Raw genomic sequence first — 19,596 nt, 5'->3', positions numbered from 1 at the left:
ACCCGGCGGTTGAAACCGCGGCTATACAAACACTCACGAGCCTCCGCGGGTTGAATAGCCGACGGTGAAAACCGTATGTCCAAACTAGCGCTTGATGAACTTTTCTAATTTTTGAGCCATCTTCTCTACAATTCCCTCCGAAGTATCTGATGCTTCTGCTTCAACACGCTTGACAGTATCGTCTGAAAGATTCAGCAACTGCACTAATTTTTGATAAGCTGCGGCTTCGTCAGCGTTAATTTTGGGTTCATCGGGAGTGCGAGAACTAGATGCAATCACTTCATAGCCAAGTTGCAAGACTAATTCTTTTTCCTCTTGAGTTTCTAGTTGGTGAATCAACTCGTCAAGGGGGATATTTTGCATGATGTAATCCCGCAATTCCTGTTGCATTTGTTGTCCATCGGCATCTGGGGCAAACAAACGGCAAAAGCGATCGAGCATTAAATTAACTTCTTCTGTCGCCAGTTCGCCGTCAGCCCAGGCCATTGAAGCAACAATTCTCAGCAGGTTCATCTGGCGGGGCGTAATTGATGGAGGTGGTGGGGTTTGCATAGTTAAAATTGGTAATTGCTAATTGGGAATTGAAAATTGGTCATTGGTCAGTAGTCATTGGTCAGTAGTCATTGGTCAGTAGTCATTGGTGATTGGTGTCAACTGAATATCTTATGTAGTACCAGTCTGCCGTTTGACGATTAGGGCCTCGATCCCCCCTAACCTCCCTTCCCAAGGGAGGGACAAGAAAGAGCATTTTCAAAGTCCCCCTTGCTTTCGGGGGATTTAGGGGGATCTAGACTATGCTATAAGCGAGAGATACAAGGGTTTTAGGCGATTGTTGACACGGCTTTGGGAATTGAAAATTGGGAATTGAGCGTGATTCCTTTTTGTCTTCCCCTTCCCCTTCCCCTTCATTTATGTCACAAATTCGATAGGGGAACACCCAGCCACCCCATAAAGTTTTGTTTCTGAATAGGGCTTGGTCGATCGACTGGTACGATCGAGTAACGGCCTGGGCGCGGTGTGGCGAGAGTAACAAGACAAGTCCGCAGTTCGTCTTGGTGAAACACTGTCACCTTTACTGTGTCACCAGGCTGATAATCTTTCAGCCTCTCGCCCGCTTGTTCGGCATTTACTCGAAAACCTGCGATCGCCAGTAACTCGTCCCCAGCGTCAATTCCGGCCAATTGTGCCGGAGCTCCTGCTTCGACAAATTTAACCATTTGCCGCCCGTTTTCCGTTCCCAACGTCCAACCAATCCGAGGCGTTTGGTCAGTTTCATCTACCAAAATTTGCAGCCCGAAAGGTTCCAGATATTTGTGGTAAGGCAATTCTTCTGTGCCGTCTACATAGCGCGCAAAAAAGTCGCTCAAATCCATGTCGGCTACAGACTCGATCGCACTTTGCAACTGTTCGGGAGTAAAGCCTATTTCTGCCGGGAGCGATCGAGCATTTAACTGTCCATTTGATGTTATTTGCCCCGGCTTAGCCTCTGTTTCCGATTTTTGGTCAAAATCTTCATTTTCAGCATAATGACCATTCCCAAACTGCTGCCACATCAAACGCATCACATCGTCGAGCGATCGGGCGTTACCATGTTTTGCCCGAATCAACAAATCCAGCAAAAACGAAACAAGTTCCCCTTTCAAATAATAGGAAATCTGCGAATTATCGCTATTAGCATCCCTCCGATAAAGTTTAATCCAAGCATCCCAGCTCGACTCGCTCGCAGGCTGCACCTTCCGCCCCGGAGTCATTTGCAAACGAGTGATTTCTTTGGCAACATTTTGGAAATAACCTTTCACGCTGTAGATCCCAGCTCGAAACGGAATCACCAAATCGTAATAACTGGTCGTGCCTTCAGAGAACCACAGAGAAGGAGTATAATTCTCTTGTTCGTAGTCAAATACTTCCAGAGCTTTCGGTCGAATGCGTTTGACATTCCAGAGGTGAAAAAACTCGTGAGCCACCAATTGAATAAAGCGTTCGTACTTTTCCTTAGCCCGAAAACCAAAACGCGAATAGTTAAGAGTACAGCTATCTTTGTGTTCCAAACCACCAAAGCCAGAGCCAGACAAATGCAGCAAAAACACATAGCGGTCGTAAGGCAAACCGCCGAACATTAGAGCCTCGACTTCGATCACTTTTTGGATATCTAGAATCACGCGATTTGGTTCTAAATTGCCTTTACCCCAAACTACAAGCTGGTGGGGTTTTCCCATCACTTCAAAATCGTAGGCATCGTGACAGCCAATCTCAAAAGGACTATCGACAAGAGTGTCAAAATCCGCAGCAGCAAAAGTAAGATTATCGCCCGAAATAGGTGGTAAAGTTGTCACCGTGCGCCATTCCGGCTCAGGTGGCACTACTGTCACCGTATAGCAGTTGTGTTCAAAACCGGGTACAAAAAAGCATAGAGCCGCCGGATTGAAATAACCGTGAGTCGAGTCTAAATGATTGGTTCGCACTGTCAGTTCGTTAGCAAAAATCCGGTAGTAAACCGTGACATCTGAAACTGAATTTGTCTCGATTTGCCAGTGATTTTTGCTAATTTTGCGCCAAGGTAAAGCTCGATCGCCCGATCGCGAGCTAAAATCTTGCAGGTGGCGGGCGTACTCTCTAACCAAGTAAGAACCTGGAGTCCATACAGGCATTTTTAAATCCAGCACCGGCTCCGACCAACCTTGCACGCGCAAAGTCACTTCAAACAGGTGGGATTCAGGATTGGGCATCGCCACCGAATATTGAATTATCGGTGCTGTTAGTTGTCCGCTCGCGCGGCCGGCAGCGGAGGAGGTATCAAAAGAAGTGACATCAGTCATTGACTTGCCAAATTAATCAAGTGCTTGAGGTTGATCAAATGGATAGTTTGGTGCTCTGGATCGATTTTGATCCAGCCTTTACTATCGAGTTTTTCCATAATCTTGCTGGTTTCATCTAGGGCGATACCTGTCACATCAGCTAAGTCTTGATAAGGGATATTGAAGATATCTCTGCCCTCAGCAGTTTTTTGACCGTAGCTTTCTCCCAGCTCGACTAAAGTATTTGCTAGTTTAACCGCTGGCTGGCGGTTCTGTAGTTGAGAGCGGAGATTGGTTTGGCGCAGTCGCCGCACCATCAGTTGCAGCATCCGGTGGTGCAATTGCGGATCTTTAAACAGGGTTTGGATAAATCGCTGAGCCGTGACGCTGATTAGCCGCACGGGGGATAGAGCAAGTACGTCATTCGATCGCGGAGATTCGTCAAGAATGGCCATTTCGCCGAAGAAGGCTCCCCGTCCTAAAATAGCCATTGATACAGCTCGATCGTTTGACAGGAGCCGGACTTTGACCCAGCCTGAAACCACAAAATAAATCGCGTTACCCCAAGAATCCTCCATCACCACAGCTCGGCCTGGGGGATACTCATGCTTAACGGCATTTGATAGCAGCCCTCCCAAGGTTTCTGGGTTAGCACCCTTAAATAGAGGGAATAGCTCACTGAAAGCTTCTGTCTTCATGCAAACTCGCGGAGGTGGGAAATATGATTAAGCGACAGCCAACAACTAGGGAGCGATCGATGTTCGAGAAAACAAACAATCTGTTGCTGCTATACAAGATTGACACAAAGCAAACGAGACTGACATACAGGACAGACAAATGAGAAACTTACGGACGATCGCTCCTGTAATTGATAATAATGGTGTAGAGGCGCGGTTCGCGTAAAATTGGCAGATTCTTTAATCCTCAACGGTTTTAACAGCATCCTAGTGCCTGTTGAACTTTGGCCAACAGAGCTTCTATGTAGTCCGGCCAGCCGATCGCGATCGACTGCGTGTGCGCCAAAGTCTCTGGATCGATCGCATCTGGAGTCCACCTCAGCGGTTGACCTTGCAAGTCGCAACAAACCAATCCGGCTGCTAGAGCTAGAGCCACAGGGCCAGCAGTATCCCACACTTTAACTCTGCCGTTGAAATACAGGTACAAACCGGCTCGACCTTGTATGATTTCCATCACTTTTAGGCCAAAGCTGCCCAGGGAGTAAAATTCGGCTTCTGGGATGCTGTGGGCGATCGCGCGGGCGTAGTTTTTCTGGTCTCTGTCGCCGAGAATAATTTTACAATTTTCCACTGTCGGAGCGGGAGGTTGGCAAAGTGCGATCGGCTGCGGCGCTTGATTTCCAACAGTTTGGAACAATCCCCAATCCTTGCCGCCAAAATACATTTGGTCAAAAGCCGGGGCGTAGATCCAGCCGGCCACGGGTTCCCCGTCAAGCAGCAGCCCCACCATCACAGCGTAGTGCTGTTTTCCCTGAATAAATTCTTCAGTCCCGTCGATGGGATCGATGCACCAGATGCGCTGGTAATTAGCCCGATAAGCTGCTCTAGAGGCGACGTTTTCCTCGGTAATCATGCCGTCTTCAGGAAACAAAGCGCTAAATACTGCTGATAATTGTCGGTCTAAGTAGCGATCGATACTCGTCACGTAGTCCTCTGGGCCTTTCTCGGAAACTTCAAAAGGTTCCGCTGCAAGCTTGTGGGCTTCTTGACCACACTCCCGCATGGTGTAGCGAATTTTTTCGTCTTGCTCAGGAGAAATATACATGAGGTTAAACATAAATGCTTCGGCTAACTTCAGCATAAAAGCTTAAGTCATTTGAATCGACCGATCGACCCTTATTGCTGTTTTTGACTCCTACAGGATTGGCGCCCTGCTGTCCTTAAAACCCGGTTTCCCAGCCCAAGATCCGACAGCGGTTTCAACCGCTAGGTCTTTTGAACCCAAGCTTATTTGGGTTTGGTGGGAAGTGCGTACCATAAATCCCGTCCTCCGAGTGCGCAATCCCCACCATAAATCTGACACACGAATCATCCTTCATTCATTTGACAGTTAGTTCACAGCAACCTCTACCTAGAAGGAAGAGGATTGGAGTAATGAATAGTCTGATTTTAATTTCTCCCGATCGGGGTTCCGGCTTTAAACCAATTCTTTCTGGTAAAGTGCGCCCATAAGCACCCTAAAATTATTTAACAGTCTCACACAAAAATCAAAAATCAAGACTCCCGTCCACTCGCCCACTTATCCCGCCATTTCACAGTCCCTTCCGAAGCCAAAACCCAGCGGCGACAAACCAAATTTTCTCGCAGTGGCGACAATCCTTCCCGCAGCAGCGCATACTTATAAGAAATCAACTTCCCCGCACTTTCATTAAAAGGAATTTCCCCAAACCAAGTATTAGTATTGATATACTCCAGCGGGTAAGCCTTACTAATATCCCAATTTCCCAATTCAGGACAATCTCCAATCACCACAATTCTTTCCCCAGGCTGACTTTTCACACTGTTAAGCTGCGCCCGCACAATAGTTTTCGCCTTAACTCGCTCTCCCACGCGACTAAAAATCATTACTTCCCCCGCGCCCAACTCTAAATTGTACAGCATCCCCTCTTTAACTTCAAACTTGCGGCGCGATAAAACCTCCGTATGCTCTCCATCAGGCAGTTCAGTATCAACCGCTTCAACATTCACAGAATCGCCGCGATTCATCGCCACAAACACCACAGAATCGCGATAGCGGCGCACGTAACAATAAACATCAGCAGTTAGATATTTTTGCCACTGACTCCCCATCGAAATAGCAGGATTCAGCCGCCGCAATCCAGACAGCAACCGCACATCTCGATAAATCGGCGAATCGGTATCCCACTTTTCCATCATCGGGCGATTGTAAGGGTCATTTCCCCCTTCTGTATCATCGTGCAGATACTGTTCAGTGCCGTAATAAATGCAGGGAATGCCACGACTCGTCATCATTAAACATATCGCCAATTGCAACATTTGTCGATCGGCATTCAACGACTGAAACCTCGGCATATCGTGATTGTCAATAAAAGTAATCAACTCCGTCGCCCCGTAATAGCGATGATCCAAGTCCAGAACATCCTGAATCAACTGAAATCCCGCTTCAGCCCCCTGTCCCAATACTTCTCGAATTGCCACGCACAGCCCAAAATCTAAAATAGTCATCCCTGACTCATTGACAAATTCCACAGAAAGGTCATTTCTCGGATCGCTGTAAATCCACTCGCCAAAAATGAAAACATCAGGTCTGTGCATTAAAATGTCAGCAGTAAATTCCTGCCAAAACCAAATCGGCATATGCTTGACCGTATCAACCCGCAAAGCATCAACACCTCTGTCCAGCCACTGTTTAATTGCTGACTTAATGTAACTGCGGTAGGCAATATTGTTCTCATTGAAAGTCGCCAAACCAGACAGTTCGCAGTTTTGGACTTGCCACTCATCTTCCCAGTTTGTGACTTCGCCATAGTGGTGATACCAGTTATCTTCATCGTCATTAAAGTCAGCTATTTTGACGCCATCGTCGTAGAGTTCCCCTTTTTTGCCGCTAAAATCCGGGTTGCTGTGATTGCAGACAATATCGAGCACGAGTTTCATGTTTCGCTGGTGCAACTCGTCTACTAATTTGTCAAATACGGTATCTTTGGTTTCTTGTGTTTGGTTGACAGAAGGATTATCACCTTTGGCAATAAACCGGGGATTTAGCCTCTTAAAATCTTTAGTCCAGTAGCCGTGAATCGCAGCTTGTTCGACAAATAATGCTTCTACTTGCTCGAACAGCGGAGTCAGCCAGACTGCGGTAACACCCATATCTTTTAAGTAATCGAGTTTGTCGATAACTCCTTGCAAGTCGCCACCCCAATATTTGCCCCAATCTTTGCCTTCTGGATCGTAAAGTTCAGGGTTTGGGCCTTCGTTATTTGTGGGGTCGCCGTCCTGGAAGCGATCGACTACAATGAAATAAATTGTTTCTTGTCGGAATTCAATGTCTCTGGTGTAGAGGAATTCTAAATCGAGTTCGCTTTCTGGCTTAACTTCTTGTACCAGAGACTCAATTTTTTCTTCAGGTTGGGTAGTTTCGTATTGAGAGGAAGTTTGATTGGGAGTGACTGGTGTCATGAGATTTATTTTTTGATACTGTAAGATTGGTCAGTTATTCGGAGTGAGAGTCGGAGGTAGCTTTCCGGTGTGACTGACTTTTACAGCATAATACGTAATTTACTCGTTTAATAAAATCTTCCTTTAGACAGATGGCGAAGTCCTCTATAGGTTAGTAGTGAGGACTGAAGTCCTCTCTTGTTTGATGAGGGCTGAAGTCCTCACTACTAACCAATTTGATTGTGGTTTGTAGTGAGGACTTCAGTCCTTCCTTTCTATTCATCCCGCAAGTTTTGGACATCTTCAACACTCAAACCAGTAGTTTGACTAATACCAATTTAATGTGAAGTTACATATATCTCGATCCCCCTAAATCCCCCGAAAGCAAGGGGGACTTTGATCGGAATCTTGTCCCCTCCTGATTAAGGGGGGCGCCAGGGAGATCGGATTCTATGCAGCCTCATAAAAAATTGGTATAATAGTTTGATTGTCAAGGACATTGAGAAGTTGCCTAGCAATTTCCAGAGCCTTTTCTCTCATTCCTAGCGCGAGTCCTTCTTCTAGTCCTTGTTCTCGCCCTTCTTCTAGTCCTTGTTCTCGCCCTTGTGCGAGTCCTTCTTCAATTCCCTTTCGCAAGATTCCCTGCTGATCCATAATATACCTCTCGCGATCTTCTAAATTTTTCAACTCTTCAGCATTCAAGTTAGTTTCATTAGCAATCGCAAAAGCTTGTTGTATTTCCGAGACATTTTCCATTGTTGACGGTACTACTTCCAAACTGGGGGCATTTTTCATAAAATAAACCCACTTATCAGTCAAAGTTTCCAACTGATCCAATTGTTTGTTGAATTTCGGTAATTCAATAAAGATCATTTCCATCCCTGGATCTGGATACTCAAATAAACGCTTTTTCTCCTTGAACACAAAGTGAGAAATTACTTCCCGGTCATTGTCAAACATTTCAAAATCTGTAATTGTCAAAGCAATTACAGGTTTTAACTTAAAGTAACCTTCGCCGCGAATCAGTTGTGTCGAGTAAGTTTTCGCAGCATTATAAACCACCCGTTTCGCAAAAGATGCCACATTTAAAACTTGCATCTCGATAATTACAGTTGCGCCTCCTGCAAGTCTAGCTTTGACATCCAGGTAAGAGTCTTTGAGATACTGGACTCTCGATGCTAAATATGGATCGATAATTTCCAAGTCGGCAATGGTGGGATTGCCGTTATAAATCATGGCATTGAGAAAGCTGATTAAGATTGGTTTGCTTTCGTTGCCACCGAAGATTTTTTTGAAGGCAAAATCAATTTTTGGATTAATGAATCTCATTGTTAGTTTTCTCTCTTTCTTAAGGATTGAATGAATCAATCAATCGAGCAATAACAATCAAAACATTTTCAAATTTGCTTAGTGCTGTGGGTATAGCTATATTTTACGATATTGCGATCGCCCTACCGACAACAATTCACAAGCTTAACATTGAAATGGGACGATCGCCCTTTCGATCGCATCAGTAACCAGAAGGATCGCCCCAACTCAACCCAAAGCCTAACGAACTACAGCCACCTCCTCAACTTCCACCTCAGAATGCTCCACCCGGAACACATTTGCGCTCAGGTTAGCAACAATTTGTTTCCCCTGTTGCGTTAGTTCCAAATAGCCGATCGCATTTTTCACATACCGATAAACCACATTCCAATAAAACTTAGGATACCCCTCCCGCAAATCCGCCGGATTGCGATACCCCAAGATCTGATTTTGACCAGTTTCCTCAAACTCGTAAAATAGCCCAGCAAGCTTTTGCAAATATCGCGGATCGCTCAACTGACCGATTAAATCCGCCGCCCGAACCAAACCCGGATAATTCACAGTATCTTGATGGTCATCATCCGCAGGAACGGGGAAACGAGTTAACTCAATATTCTGCTTAATAATCTCAGCATCAATCAGTCTGTGCCCCCCAAAACGCTCCTCAATAAACATCTTTCCCCGATCGACATGATAAGGCGTTAAACTAGCATCAGTCGCCCCCCGATGTAGCTTTAATTTCATGTCGCCTATTCCCGTCGCATACAGTCCCAAATCAGTTCTATCTTGCTGGCACACGCCCTTAACATACCCGATATCGTGGCACAGCAAAGCTATGTGGAAATGCAGCCAATGTTCGCAGGAAACACCACCTTCGCGGATGTGCTTCCCGCGCAGAATTTCTTGTCCCACCAATGTCACTAAAATAGTGTGTTCTACATTGTGGTAAAGAGCATCGCTATTAGCAATATTTTCCAAAGCCATAGTGGCTACCCAAGCAATAATCTCGCCATAGTCAGATTTGAACCCGCCGTAAGTGTGGCGGTAGCCTTCAATCAGCCGATTTACAAAAGCGTTAATCAGCAGTTCCGTTGCGTTAAACATATTCACTTCCCTGAGCCAAAGTAGCTTGTTAAATTATTTTTATAGTTATTGTTTTTGCTGTTATCGTTTGGTGTTAGTTTTGACTTAACAGCGACGATGGATGCCTGCTCCGCTCTAGAGGCATCCACTGATATTATCAACGATAATCGCTGAAATTAGCGATCGAACAACTAGCAGAGCGATGCACCCCGTAAATAATTGATCTCAACGGGCGATCGAGGTATAACACCCCTCAATCAACAGTACGGCGTTACATCTTCCCCGCATACGTCAGCCAAAAACGAGAGCGATCGAAAACGCAACCCCACTAATTGCTCATACAGAGGATTCAGCTTACACATAGGCCGTATGTGGAACAGATGGTGTCCCCATAGCTGGATATCTCTCTCAAAAGGACATCGTGCGGGTATAAGTTGGCACAACCACGCCCGCTACTTGCCGCCCACTGCAATGCTATCTACCCACTCTCGCACTGGTTGGACGAGGCGATCGCCAAAACTTAAGTATTAGCACTGATTTTTAGGAAAAATATTTGTAGTCGAGTTCATAGTTTACCTCAGTAATTATTCTTAACAAAAAGTTCTAAATCACCTCATTTAATCATCAACCAAACCTGCCGTTACCACAGTGAGCTGAATAAGCTTTTCGCGTGACACTCACAGCCCCAAAATGTGATATATCAAGCTCAAAGTTGTGATTATAAGTCCGCAAAAGTGTGAGACAGATCACCGCCTTGACCTGCGACATCATGTATGTTAAGATATATAAAAAAATAAATATCATTTGCAAATCTACGCCTCTGCTTTACCCTGCTAGTTACCTGCGATGTATTACCCGCTCAATTTACTAACATAAGGTTTCAGGGAATGATTAAACAAAAAGATAAATATGCCGACCTTTCTCAACGCCCCCACACAGATACCGTGCTGGAAAAACTCCCTGTAGAAGTTAAAGCTTGGGCCGAAAGTTTACCTTGGAACCAGCGGCGCTACGTGTTGTCCCTTTCCTACATATTGTGCGCCTCTACTCCCGACTTGCAAGCAGAATTTTTAGATGACTACACAGCCGACGGCTTAGTCTCAAAAATGTTTGAAGATGTAGATACTCTCCACCGAGTTCAAGAGTATTTAATCAGATTTCAAGTCAAAAAAGAATTGAACGAATCTGATTTAAGAAGCTACATCAAACAATTTTACATCCACTCAGCTCAACAATCGCGCCGAGAAACCGACCAATATTTAGAATCCGCGCTCCGATTTGTCTTGAGTACAGAAGAACGCAATAATGTTTTTAACTACATTTTGGGTTTTGAATTTATTAAAATTGTGTTTCAAATGAGCTGGTTGCAACATGAAAGATTAGCCAGACTGCAAAAAAGTCAGTCGCAGTTTATTGAAAGCTACATCAAGCCGATTCAACACGCACACAGAATTAATGGCATAATTGTACCGAAAGATGAGAGAATCTTTTTTGCCAGACGCGCTTATTACGTTCAACAGCCTAACATTTCTTACAGAAAACTCATAGAGTTAGTCATGGCTACTTTTACTACAGAAATGGTGACTCACTGCGGATTTTCTATCAGTCGCCACTCCCAAGCTCTGCGCTTTGACTGCGATTACATTTACGATCCCGAACCAGAAGAAGCAAGATTTCCTACTGATTTGCAATTTATTAATTGACTCTACGCAGTAAAGTCTGCATGGAGTGTTACACCCTACGTTGCTTTTTCTCTTTACTTTTTTATCTTTACTTTTAGTTGCGTGTTGCGCCAAGGATAGTTTTTGAAGCATCGGACTTCTAGTTGGCAGTTAACAGTTGACAGTTGACAGTTGACAGTTGACAGTTGAGTGCGAAGTTTTTAGGCAGGGGATTTAAGCCCCTGCCTAAAAACAATCCACCTAAAGGTGGGGGCTTAAATCCCCAGTGCTTTGGTTAAAACCTGGTTTTTAAGCCGGATTTGATCTAAAAGAGGATGGCTGTATCACTTAGCCTTCCGCTTGCATTTCTTCAATGTCAAACCAGCTAACTATCACTCCCGCCAGCGGAATAGCCAGAAAAATGCCTAAAAGTCCTGCTGCTCTCGCGCCTACTAACAGTGCAAAAAATACCACTACCGGATTGAGGTTAAGCGAATTTTGCATGAGTCTCGGATGAATAAAGTTGTCTTGAATTTGCTGCAAAACAATGCAAACTGCCAATACTTTCAAAGCCAGCCACACACTTTGAGACAATACAATAAAACAAACTAAGCTAATTCCCAGCGTCGCTCCTATCCCCGGAACTAAATCAAACAATCCGATAATAAATGCTAAAATTAAAGGAAATTTCACGCCTAACAACAGGAAAACTACAAAGCTTGCTGTTGTCAAAAATAACATTAACAGAATTTGTGCCTGAAAAAATCCTAAAAAGTTTCTCTCGATTGTTAAACTTAAACGCCTGTGGAGGTGTCGGGGTATAAATTTGAGAACCAACAGCCACAGCCTCTCTCCATCAAGTAACATGAAAGAAGCCACCACCATAATTAATATTAAATTCAATAAATTGGTTAAAAATACTTGTAAAAAAGCAATACTCCAAACAACTCCAGCCAAAGCTTGATTTCGCAGTTGTTCCTCAATAACTTGCAGGTTGACTTGCAGGTTTCTCGCCCGCAGGAATGCTTCGATACGATCCGACAGAGGCGCCAGAGCATTCAAAAATTCAGTCATGCTGTCAATTAATTGCTGTCCTTGAGATAAAAGAGTGACGCCTACGGTGACGGTGAGACTGCCAAAAACTAAAATGGTGAACAAGACAACCAAGGCGACAGCTAAACTTCTCGGTAATAATCGCTGGAGAGTTCGCACCGGATAGTTGAGCAAAAAAGCCACGAGTGCAGCAATCGTGAAAACCGCGACTGCGGTTTCAAAGTAAGCTAAAAGTTGGAGTCCAGCCCAACCTGAAGCAAATAAAAGCAAAAACCGGACTAAGGCTAAATTGCTTACCATATTCCAAAAATTGGGAGGGGTTCTTTCTTGCTCTTTCACAGGAGTTTTCACGAGTTAATAATAGCTCAAAAATATTGCAGAGTCTTCTTTGAGAATCGCACCCAAGATATCTCTGCGGCTATCCCCCTCAAGGCACAAAATAGATGTCGAAGGCAGAAGGAAGAGGGAAGAAGGCAGCGCTTTCTCACTTCTTTCTGTGGTAAGGGTGGGTTCTCTTTACGATAAGTTCGATCGCCCCACAAGCCGAATCAAACACAAACTCGATCGAACAAACAGCTTTTTTGACTATAAAACCGCCTCGTCCACTCTTTGCGGTGCCAGCATTTGCCGCTTTCGGGCCAGCAACTAACACACAAACGATCGAACTTGTTGGCGCCGAAACACCCGGTTTCAGTGCCAGCCACCCAAAATTTTAACTCTGCCCTGTGGCAGATAGTACGAACCGGTCAATTTTTGGGATACTAGAAACTAGCACTCAACTTAGCTGAGGAACAAACGTGCTGCTATCAAAAGGCTTTGAAGTAGAAATGTATACCGGCACGCCCGAAGGCGAGGTTGTCGGTCTGTCCGATCGCATAGTCGCCGATTTAGAGGGATTTGTGCGGGAGCCTGATAGTCGCAATGTGGAGTACACGACGGCCCCGCTGTGCAGCTACGATCGCCTGCTGTGTGCCCTAGTCAAGCCGCGAGTCCGGCTGCGCGAGTATCTCAAACAATTGGGCGACTATACATTGCTCCCCGGAAGTACCCTATCTCTCGGCGGAAGCGATCGATTTTACAGATCAGATCCCAACAATCCCTATCACACCTACATCGAGCAAACCTACGGTACGAAAGTCGTCACCGCCAGCATTCACATCAACATCGGCATCTCCCAACCAGAAATGCTGATGCGCGCCATCCGCCTCGCCCGCGTCGAAGCACCGCTTTACCTTGCCATGAGCGCCTCTTCTCCCTTCCTCGACGGCGAAGTCACTGGCTATCATTCCACTCGGTGGGGTTTGTTTCCCAAAACTCCCGCCATCGTCCCCCTGTTTGAAAGTCACAAGCATTACATCCAGTGGACTGAAGAACAGCTAGAACTCGGCAGTATGCAAAATGTCCGCCATTTGTGGTCTGCTGTGCGCCCAAATGGCGATCGTCGCCCCTACTGTCTCAACCGCCTCGAACTGAGGATTTGCGATCTCGAAGTCAATCCTCTGGCTTTGTTGGCCATCACTGCCCTGCTAGAAGCTCGCATTTGGCAGATGATGAAAGACCCCAGCTTAGACCCCTTAGAACTCAGCACGTTGCCCGCAGCCACCCGCAACCAAGACTTAGTTGCCCTCACCGACGCCAACGAAATTGCTGCATCGCGGCAAAGTTTGGATGCCGAACTTATCCACTGGCAAGATGGCAGAAAGATTTTGGCGCGAGATTGGATTGAGGAAATTTACCAGGAAGTCTGGCCTTTTGCCAAAAAACGCGGCTTTAGTTGCTTTCTCTCGCCGCTCAAAAAGATTCTCCGGGAAGGCAACACCGCCCAGCAGTGGTTGAAACTTCACGATCGCGGTTTGGACACCCGCAGTATTATTCTCCAAGGGATTGATGGCATGGCTCACCAAGAATTCGAGCTCGAAGACAACTTGTGCGCCCAGTTAGTTGCTTGAAAGGGGGCCATCAAAAACAAATCAGAATATTTAATCAATGGGAGGACGGATACCATATAACTAAAAGCTATGAATTATCTCTACCTTTGGGTAGATTTCTACATTTCCCAATGGCTGTGAATTCGCGCTTTCAGTTATACTGGTTCCCCAAAAAAATGTAACGGTAAGCAAGCCCCAAACCCTTGTGTAATCAATTATCCCCTATCTCAAATCTCAAATCTCAAATCTCAAATCTCAAATTGTATTAGCTTCATGCCCCAACTTGTCTTGATTCACCCGCAAATCCCCCCGAATACTGGCAATATTGCCCGCACTTGCGCTGCCACAGGCACGGAACTCCATTTAGTCGGCCCGCTGGGGTTTGAAATTAGCGATCGCTACCTGAAACGGGCCGGCTTAGATTATTGGCCCTACGTCAATCTCCACTGCCACGAAGACTTAGAGGCTTTTCTGGCTTGTCGGCAGGAGCGGGGGGGGCGATCGATCGGATTCAGCACTGGCGGGCGATGCAGTTACGCCCAATTCCAATTTCAACCCAGCGACTGGTTGATGTTTGGCTCGGAAACTGTCGGCATTCCTCAATTCGTCTTGGATGCCTGCGATGCCACAGTTTTTATTCCCATGAGCCAGCCTGGAGTCAGGAGTTTGAATCTCTCTGTCAGCGCTGCTGTAGGTTTATTTGAGGCTAAACGACAGTTGGGCGAGCTGGGATAAATCTCGATCGACAGATACATACGCATATAGATATTTAATAGCTGTCGGGAGCAGCCAAATCTCCCTTTAAATATAAGAAATTTGTATCAAAGCGGTGAAAATCTAGATAGCGGAGATTAATATATTTTATGAATCCAAAAACAGATTGTTATCAGTAATACCAAATTAGTCGCTGCGATGATGCAAACACAAAAATAGAGGATTTCAGGGATTGAATGCGTCAGGGATCGCCTGCTTGTGCCTGAAGGCTATTGATATCTAGTAAATATACGGTTGTAGGTTGTCCGGAATTTAGCATAGAGTCGGACAATAGGTGAGAGTCTTAGTCTGTGTGAGAACGCATATTTTATGTATTCGTTCCACCTATTACGGTGTAAGGCTTTTGGGGTGTAATTGCAGCGGGTTTGACCGAGAATTTAAAAAATTCTGACGTGCAAGCTTGTCTAAATTTAAAAAGCAAGGTAATCTTGCCTAAGCACGATCGCTTTCAACAATCAGAATTTTTTTGGTTGTTGATTTAAATTCAGCATCATGCGATAACCTTGAGTGTTTCCAAGGACAGTTAGCGCTTCTCAGTAGGAGGTCGTTTTTTTGAAACGAACATATCCCCAAATTAAGCCTGTTCAGGCTAGTGAAATCGACAGAGACGGTTCTGCGGAACCGTCCAAGCAGACAACGCTCAGCACTGGCAGAGTTCGCTCTCTCGCCACGATCGGGCTGGCAATATCGGTAGGTGCTTCTGGCATCCTGCTGCCGAGAAACGGAGACAGCGCTCGCGCGTCTGAACTCACACCGACAGCAGAATCTACCGCTGAAGTACAGCCAGTATCGGCCAACGGGCCCGCGACCTCCGCACAAGTTGACGGTTCCTCAACCACACAACTAGGGGTTAAGGTTCAGCAGGGACAAACCCTTTGGGATCTGTCTCGGGACTATGAAATTGAACCGAAAGCACTAGCAACTGCTAACGGCATCAAACCCGATACCGTACTCCAAGTTGGCCAAGAATTAAGGATTCCGCAGGCTCTAGAAGCCTCGCCACAAGAGAACCCTGGCAATACTGCCGCGGTCAATCCCGAACAAACATTAAATCTGATCGGCTCCGAGTCGTTGGATAGTGCAGCCCTGTCTGGGCAGCCAACCACAGCGCCTGAGCTGGCGACGACGGTACCGGCACAAATTTCGATCGACAGCCCGAACGCAGACGGGGCGATCGACAGTTTGAAAAAACAGGAAAACCGCACCACAGCATCAGGTCGGCCCCTGTTGGACTCTGAGGTGGGAGTAAATTCATCTACACCTGCTGTACCGACGCTGGCATCCCCCGAATCTGCCACCTCGTCAGCAATTCCTGACCTCAGGGCCACACCTGTAATTCCCAATGCTACGGTGGGTCAAGCAGCATCGCCCGATCGAGCATTCGAGTCCATTGAACAGTCTCTGGTAACACCGAGTTTGCCTTCCGCTGTGGTAGTCTCCCCAGCAGGCAACAGTAGCGCAGCGCCAGCCCAAACGCTCTACAACGTGCGTCCGGGAGATACGTTGGATGCGATCGCCAGTAGTCACGGCGTATCGCCCAAAGAGCTGATCGCCGTCAACAAGCTCGGCAATCCCAACTTATTGAATGTCAATCAACGGCTGAAAATTCCCAAAGTTGGGTCAAATAATCCAGCGGTGCAGGCGACAGCCCCTGATTCTGCCTTTAACTCTACATCTGTCTGGTCGGCGACTTCTGTTCCCGCATCTTTGAACAAGAGCTCGTCTACCCCATCCACAGCCAGTGCTGGCGTTGCAGCACCCGCGCCCACAGTCGCGGTTGTCTCTCCCTTGGCGAACTTGGAAGGTCTGAACAATATTTCAGCGCCGATGGTTCCCCAAATTAACAGCATTCCGCTAACTCAAGTTTCTCAAACCATTAGCGACACCAGAAAGCTGGAACTTCAAGGCGAACCAACATTTACAGGTGCCGTTGACACCAGCGCCCTGCCCCAGCCAGCAAGTGCAACTGCTACCACCGTCGCTGCTGCATACCCGCAGCCGATCAGCTTGCAAAATGTTAGTAACGCCCAGGGTTTAAATGCCACTCCCACGAGCGCTTTACTTGAGTCGAATGCGGAGGATCTACCCACCGCTACCGCTTTCAACCCTTATTCCGAACGCTTGAGGGCAGAAGTTGTCAGGCTGCGAGAGGAATATCGCGCCTCGCGCAATTCGATCGGCGAAAATGCAGTTTCCCTGGCTCCAACTGACGGGCCGGAAGCGAAAGTCGCCTTGGGCAACCCGTCTGAAGAACTCCCAAGTGTCAATCCTGACCTCTACACCCCGGAGTACGCTGGGGCGGTGCAGAATGAAGTCAGCAGACCGCCGTCTAGAGCTTGGTCAGAGCAGGTTCAGAAGCAGCAAGAGCGTTTTGACCCCGCTCGTGCAGCCGAACTGGAACCGATCAACCTCACGCCGAACTCTACCTCTACTCAGGAACGGCCTGTAGTGGCAACTGCTCCTTTGGGTTCCGATGGTTACGACCCCCTGAGCAACCCGTCTTTGGGACGCATGGTTTCTCCAGAACTGCCTCCGCTTTCGGGCGCTGATACTTATCTGCCTAACGGCGGCAAACAGCAGTCGGCTAACGGGTTTATTTGGCCGGCTAAGGGCGTTCTCACTTCTGGCTACGGCTGGCGCTGGGGACGGATGCACAAGGGAATTGATATTGCAGGGCCGATCGGTACGCCAGTTATGGCCGCCGACAGCGGGGTGGTTACCTATGCACAGTGGAATGATGGCGGCTACGGCTATCTGGTGGAAATTACCCATGCAGACGGCTCAGAGACGATCTACGCCCACAACAGCCGAATTTTGGTGCAGAAGGGTCAGAAGATCGAGCGAGGCGAACAGATTTCAGAAATGGGCAGCACCGGGTTCAGTACCGGGCCGCACGTGCATTTTGAAGTCCATCCCGCCGGACAGGGTGCTGTCAATCCAATGGCTTTTCTGCCTGACGATACCTCCAGCGCTTCTCGGTAACGACTGGTCGGAAGTTATGGGTTTTGAATGATTACCAAAACTCATAACTTTTATTATAACTCATGAGAAAATCTGTAGTTTGAAATCTAGACATAGCTCGCCCTACCGTGCTATGATAGTAAATCGTGAAGTAAGTTTGGCTCAGTGGCGCAGTGGTTAGCGCAGGGGACTCATAAGCCCAAGGTCGCAGGTTCAAATCCCGCCTGAGCCATGATTTCATCCACAAAAACACGCTCTCTATTTTGAGAGCGTGTTTTTTTGATTTTTTGACAAGATACGTGTAGTCGTTATGACTATGATATATTTGTAACAGTTCGTAAAAAAAGGAAACAAAATCTATGACGAGTGAATGCCTCCGGGTTGGTCAAGCTGCACCGGATTTCGCAGCAACAGCCGTAGTGGATCAGGAATTCAAGACAGTTAAACTGTCAGACTATAAAGGCAAAAAGTATGTAGTCCTGTTCTTCTACCCTTTGGACTTCACCTTTGTCTGCCCGACTGAGATTACAGCATTTAGCGATCGCTTCGAGGACTTCAAAAAAATCGACACCGAAATCCTTGGCGTCTCCGTTGACAGCGAATTCTCTCACTTGGCTTGGATACAAACAGACCGCAAATTAGGCGGTGTCGGCGACCTCAACTATCCTTTAGTTGCCGATATCAAAAAAACCATTAGTTCCGACTACAATGTTCTTGACCCAGAAGCAGGCATTGCCCTCAGAGGTCTGTTCATCATCGACAAAGAAGGCATCATCCAACACTCTACTATCAACAACCTTGCCTTCGGCCGCAACGTAGACGAAACCCTCCGCACTCTGCAAGCTATCCAACACGTCCAGTCTCACCCCGATGAAGTTTGTCCCGCCGGCTGGCAGCCCGGTGACAAAACAATGACTCCCGATCCAGTTAAGTCTAAGGTATTCTTTGCTGCGGTTTAAGCACATTGTATAGTTGTGGGACGCGGCAGGCGTGCTCATTGGTCTCAACTTAAGGTCAAACCTAGTCACTGCTGTTTGACGATTAGGCCTTAGATCCCCCCTAGCCCCCCTTAAGAAGGGGGGAACCGGAAGCATTCAAAGTCCCCCTTTTTAAGGGGGATTTAGGGGGATATAGACTCGGCAACAAACCAGAGATACAAAGGTTTTATGGCGATTGTTGACACTAATGACCAGTGCCGTGTCCCTACGTGCAGGGGCATTCGTTTCACCGGATTTTCAATTACTAATTACCAATTACCAATTACCAATCCCATAATTAGGAAATATGCTGACTTCTACTGATTTTAGCGGCTTGTTAAATCAGCGGTTTTTCCAAAATTTATTGCCTGTTCCCGCCACTAATGTGCTGAAACTGGGACAGAGAACGCCAGATTTTGAATTGCCGGATATTAATAATGGCAAATTGGTGAGGCTGTCCAATTATCGGGGCGATAGACCGGTAGTTCTGGCTTTCACTCGAATTTTTACTGAAAAGCAATATTGCCCTTTCTGTTTTCCTCACATTAAAGCCTTGAATGAAAAGTGGGAACAGTTTGCCGATCGCAATATAGAATTATTGATGGTAACAAGCACTGACGACCGCCAAAGCCAAATAGTGGTGAGAGATTTAGGCTTAAAAATGCCTCTGCTGTCCGATCCAACCTGTCAAGTGTTTCGGGCTTATGAAACCGGTCAGGCTTTGGGTGCTCCTTTGCCGGCTCAGTTTGTTTTGGATGCAGACGGAAAACTCCTCTTCAAACATTTGTTCTCCTTCATAGACCACAATGCTAGTGTGGAAACTTTGCTGAAATCTTTCGATAATTGACACTCAAGCGGGAGTCAACGCCACGCTCGATTCTTGCTTCTATGAATCGACTTGCCGATGCAGAATTACTTCA

16 protein-coding genes and 1 tRNA gene are annotated in these 19,596 nt (G+C 46.6%); 8 read left to right on the top strand and 9 right to left on the bottom strand.

Features of this window, described 5'->3' with window-relative positions:
- Positions 1 to 84 precede the first annotated feature (84 nt).
- From QUB52_RS23495 to QUB52_RS23460, 8 genes are all read right to left on the bottom strand, one after another.
- Complete coding sequence (locus QUB52_RS23495; RefSeq protein WP_265237501.1) at positions 85 to 552, bottom strand: tellurite resistance TerB family protein; 468 nt, start codon at positions 550 to 552, stop codon at positions 85 to 87.
- 362 nt (positions 553 to 914) lie between these two features.
- The gene (locus QUB52_RS23490; protein WP_332974881.1) at positions 915 to 2,816 is read right to left on the bottom strand and encodes a M61 family metallopeptidase; all 1,902 of its coding nucleotides are present in this window, start codon (positions 2,814 to 2,816) and stop codon (positions 915 to 917) included.
- Positions 2,813 to 3,493 (bottom strand): Crp/Fnr family transcriptional regulator, encoded by a 681-nt coding sequence (locus QUB52_RS23485; protein ID WP_332974879.1) that lies wholly within the window; start codon positions 3,491 to 3,493, stop codon positions 2,813 to 2,815. The genes QUB52_RS23490 and QUB52_RS23485 overlap by 4 nt, the downstream gene beginning before the upstream one ends.
- A gap of 235 nt (positions 3,494 to 3,728) precedes the next feature.
- Positions 3,729 to 4,613, bottom strand: coding sequence for a 3'(2'),5'-bisphosphate nucleotidase CysQ family protein (locus tag QUB52_RS23480; RefSeq protein ID WP_265237495.1), 885 nt, complete (start codon positions 4,611 to 4,613; stop codon positions 3,729 to 3,731).
- Between the two features lie 413 nt (positions 4,614 to 5,026).
- Positions 5,027 to 6,952, bottom strand: a complete 1,926-nt coding sequence (locus QUB52_RS23475) for an alpha-amylase family glycosyl hydrolase (protein WP_332970379.1) — start codon at positions 6,950 to 6,952, stop codon at positions 5,027 to 5,029.
- Positions 6,953 to 7,381: 429 nt separating this feature from the next.
- Positions 7,382 to 8,260: an Rpn family recombination-promoting nuclease/putative transposase gene (locus tag QUB52_RS23470; protein WP_265237491.1), complete on the bottom strand. Its 879-nt coding sequence runs from the start codon at positions 8,258 to 8,260 to the stop codon at positions 7,382 to 7,384.
- Between the two features lie 219 nt (positions 8,261 to 8,479).
- Positions 8,480 to 9,343, bottom strand: a complete 864-nt coding sequence (locus QUB52_RS23465; RefSeq protein ID WP_265237489.1) for an Npun_R2479 family HD domain-containing metalloprotein — start codon at positions 9,341 to 9,343, stop codon at positions 8,480 to 8,482.
- Between the two features lie 236 nt (positions 9,344 to 9,579).
- Positions 9,580 to 9,765 (bottom strand): Mo-dependent nitrogenase C-terminal domain-containing protein, encoded by a 186-nt coding sequence (locus QUB52_RS23460; RefSeq protein ID WP_332974877.1) that lies wholly within the window; start codon positions 9,763 to 9,765, stop codon positions 9,580 to 9,582.
- 444 nt (positions 9,766 to 10,209) lie between these two features.
- Between QUB52_RS23460 and QUB52_RS23455 the strand changes: the two genes are divergently transcribed.
- A complete protein-coding gene (locus QUB52_RS23455) occupies positions 10,210 to 11,025 on the top strand; it encodes a cobyrinic acid a,c-diamide synthase (protein ID WP_332974875.1) in 816 nt (271 codons plus the stop codon).
- Between the two features lie 306 nt (positions 11,026 to 11,331).
- Here the strand turns inward: QUB52_RS23455 and QUB52_RS23450 are convergent, their stop codons facing one another.
- Positions 11,332 to 12,375, bottom strand: a complete 1,044-nt coding sequence (locus QUB52_RS23450) for an AI-2E family transporter (protein WP_332974874.1) — start codon at positions 12,373 to 12,375, stop codon at positions 11,332 to 11,334.
- 49 nt (positions 12,376 to 12,424) lie between these two features.
- Between QUB52_RS23450 and QUB52_RS23445 the strand changes: the two genes are divergently transcribed.
- The 7 genes from QUB52_RS23445 (at position 12,425) to QUB52_RS23415 (ending at position 19,523) form a co-directional block, all read left to right on the top strand.
- Positions 12,425 to 12,685, top strand: a complete 261-nt coding sequence (locus QUB52_RS23445) for a hypothetical protein (protein ID WP_332974873.1) — start codon at positions 12,425 to 12,427, stop codon at positions 12,683 to 12,685.
- A gap of 148 nt (positions 12,686 to 12,833) precedes the next feature.
- Positions 12,834 to 13,985 carry a glutamate--cysteine ligase gene (gene gshA / locus QUB52_RS23440; RefSeq protein WP_332974872.1) on the top strand — a complete coding sequence of 384 codons (1,152 nt, stop codon included), beginning with the start codon at positions 12,834 to 12,836 and terminating at the stop codon, positions 13,983 to 13,985.
- Positions 13,986 to 14,237: 252 nt separating this feature from the next.
- Entirely contained in the window at positions 14,238 to 14,699 is a 462-nt protein-coding gene (locus QUB52_RS23435) for a tRNA (cytidine(34)-2'-O)-methyltransferase (protein WP_332974870.1), read from the top strand.
- A gap of 591 nt (positions 14,700 to 15,290) precedes the next feature.
- Positions 15,291 to 17,720 (top strand): peptidoglycan DD-metalloendopeptidase family protein, encoded by a 2,430-nt coding sequence (locus tag QUB52_RS23430; protein WP_265237476.1) that lies wholly within the window; start codon positions 15,291 to 15,293, stop codon positions 17,718 to 17,720.
- Between the two features lie 138 nt (positions 17,721 to 17,858).
- Positions 17,859 to 17,931 (top strand) — tRNA-Met (locus QUB52_RS23425).
- 127 nt (positions 17,932 to 18,058) lie between these two features.
- Complete coding sequence (locus tag QUB52_RS23420) at positions 18,059 to 18,658, top strand: peroxiredoxin (protein ID WP_265237474.1); 600 nt, start codon at positions 18,059 to 18,061, stop codon at positions 18,656 to 18,658.
- Between the two features lie 325 nt (positions 18,659 to 18,983).
- Positions 18,984 to 19,523 carry a peroxiredoxin family protein gene (locus QUB52_RS23415; protein ID WP_265237472.1) on the top strand — a complete coding sequence of 180 codons (540 nt, stop codon included), beginning with the start codon at positions 18,984 to 18,986 and terminating at the stop codon, positions 19,521 to 19,523.
- Positions 19,524 to 19,596: the final 73 nt, after the last annotated feature.

This window comes from Microcoleus sp. A6-C6 (assembly GCF_036705955.1).
Lineage (GTDB): Bacteria > Cyanobacteriota > Cyanobacteriia > Cyanobacteriales > Microcoleaceae > Microcoleus.
The sequence above is the reverse complement of the archived record's forward strand: the minus strand, read 5'-3'. Positions and strand labels throughout refer to the sequence as shown.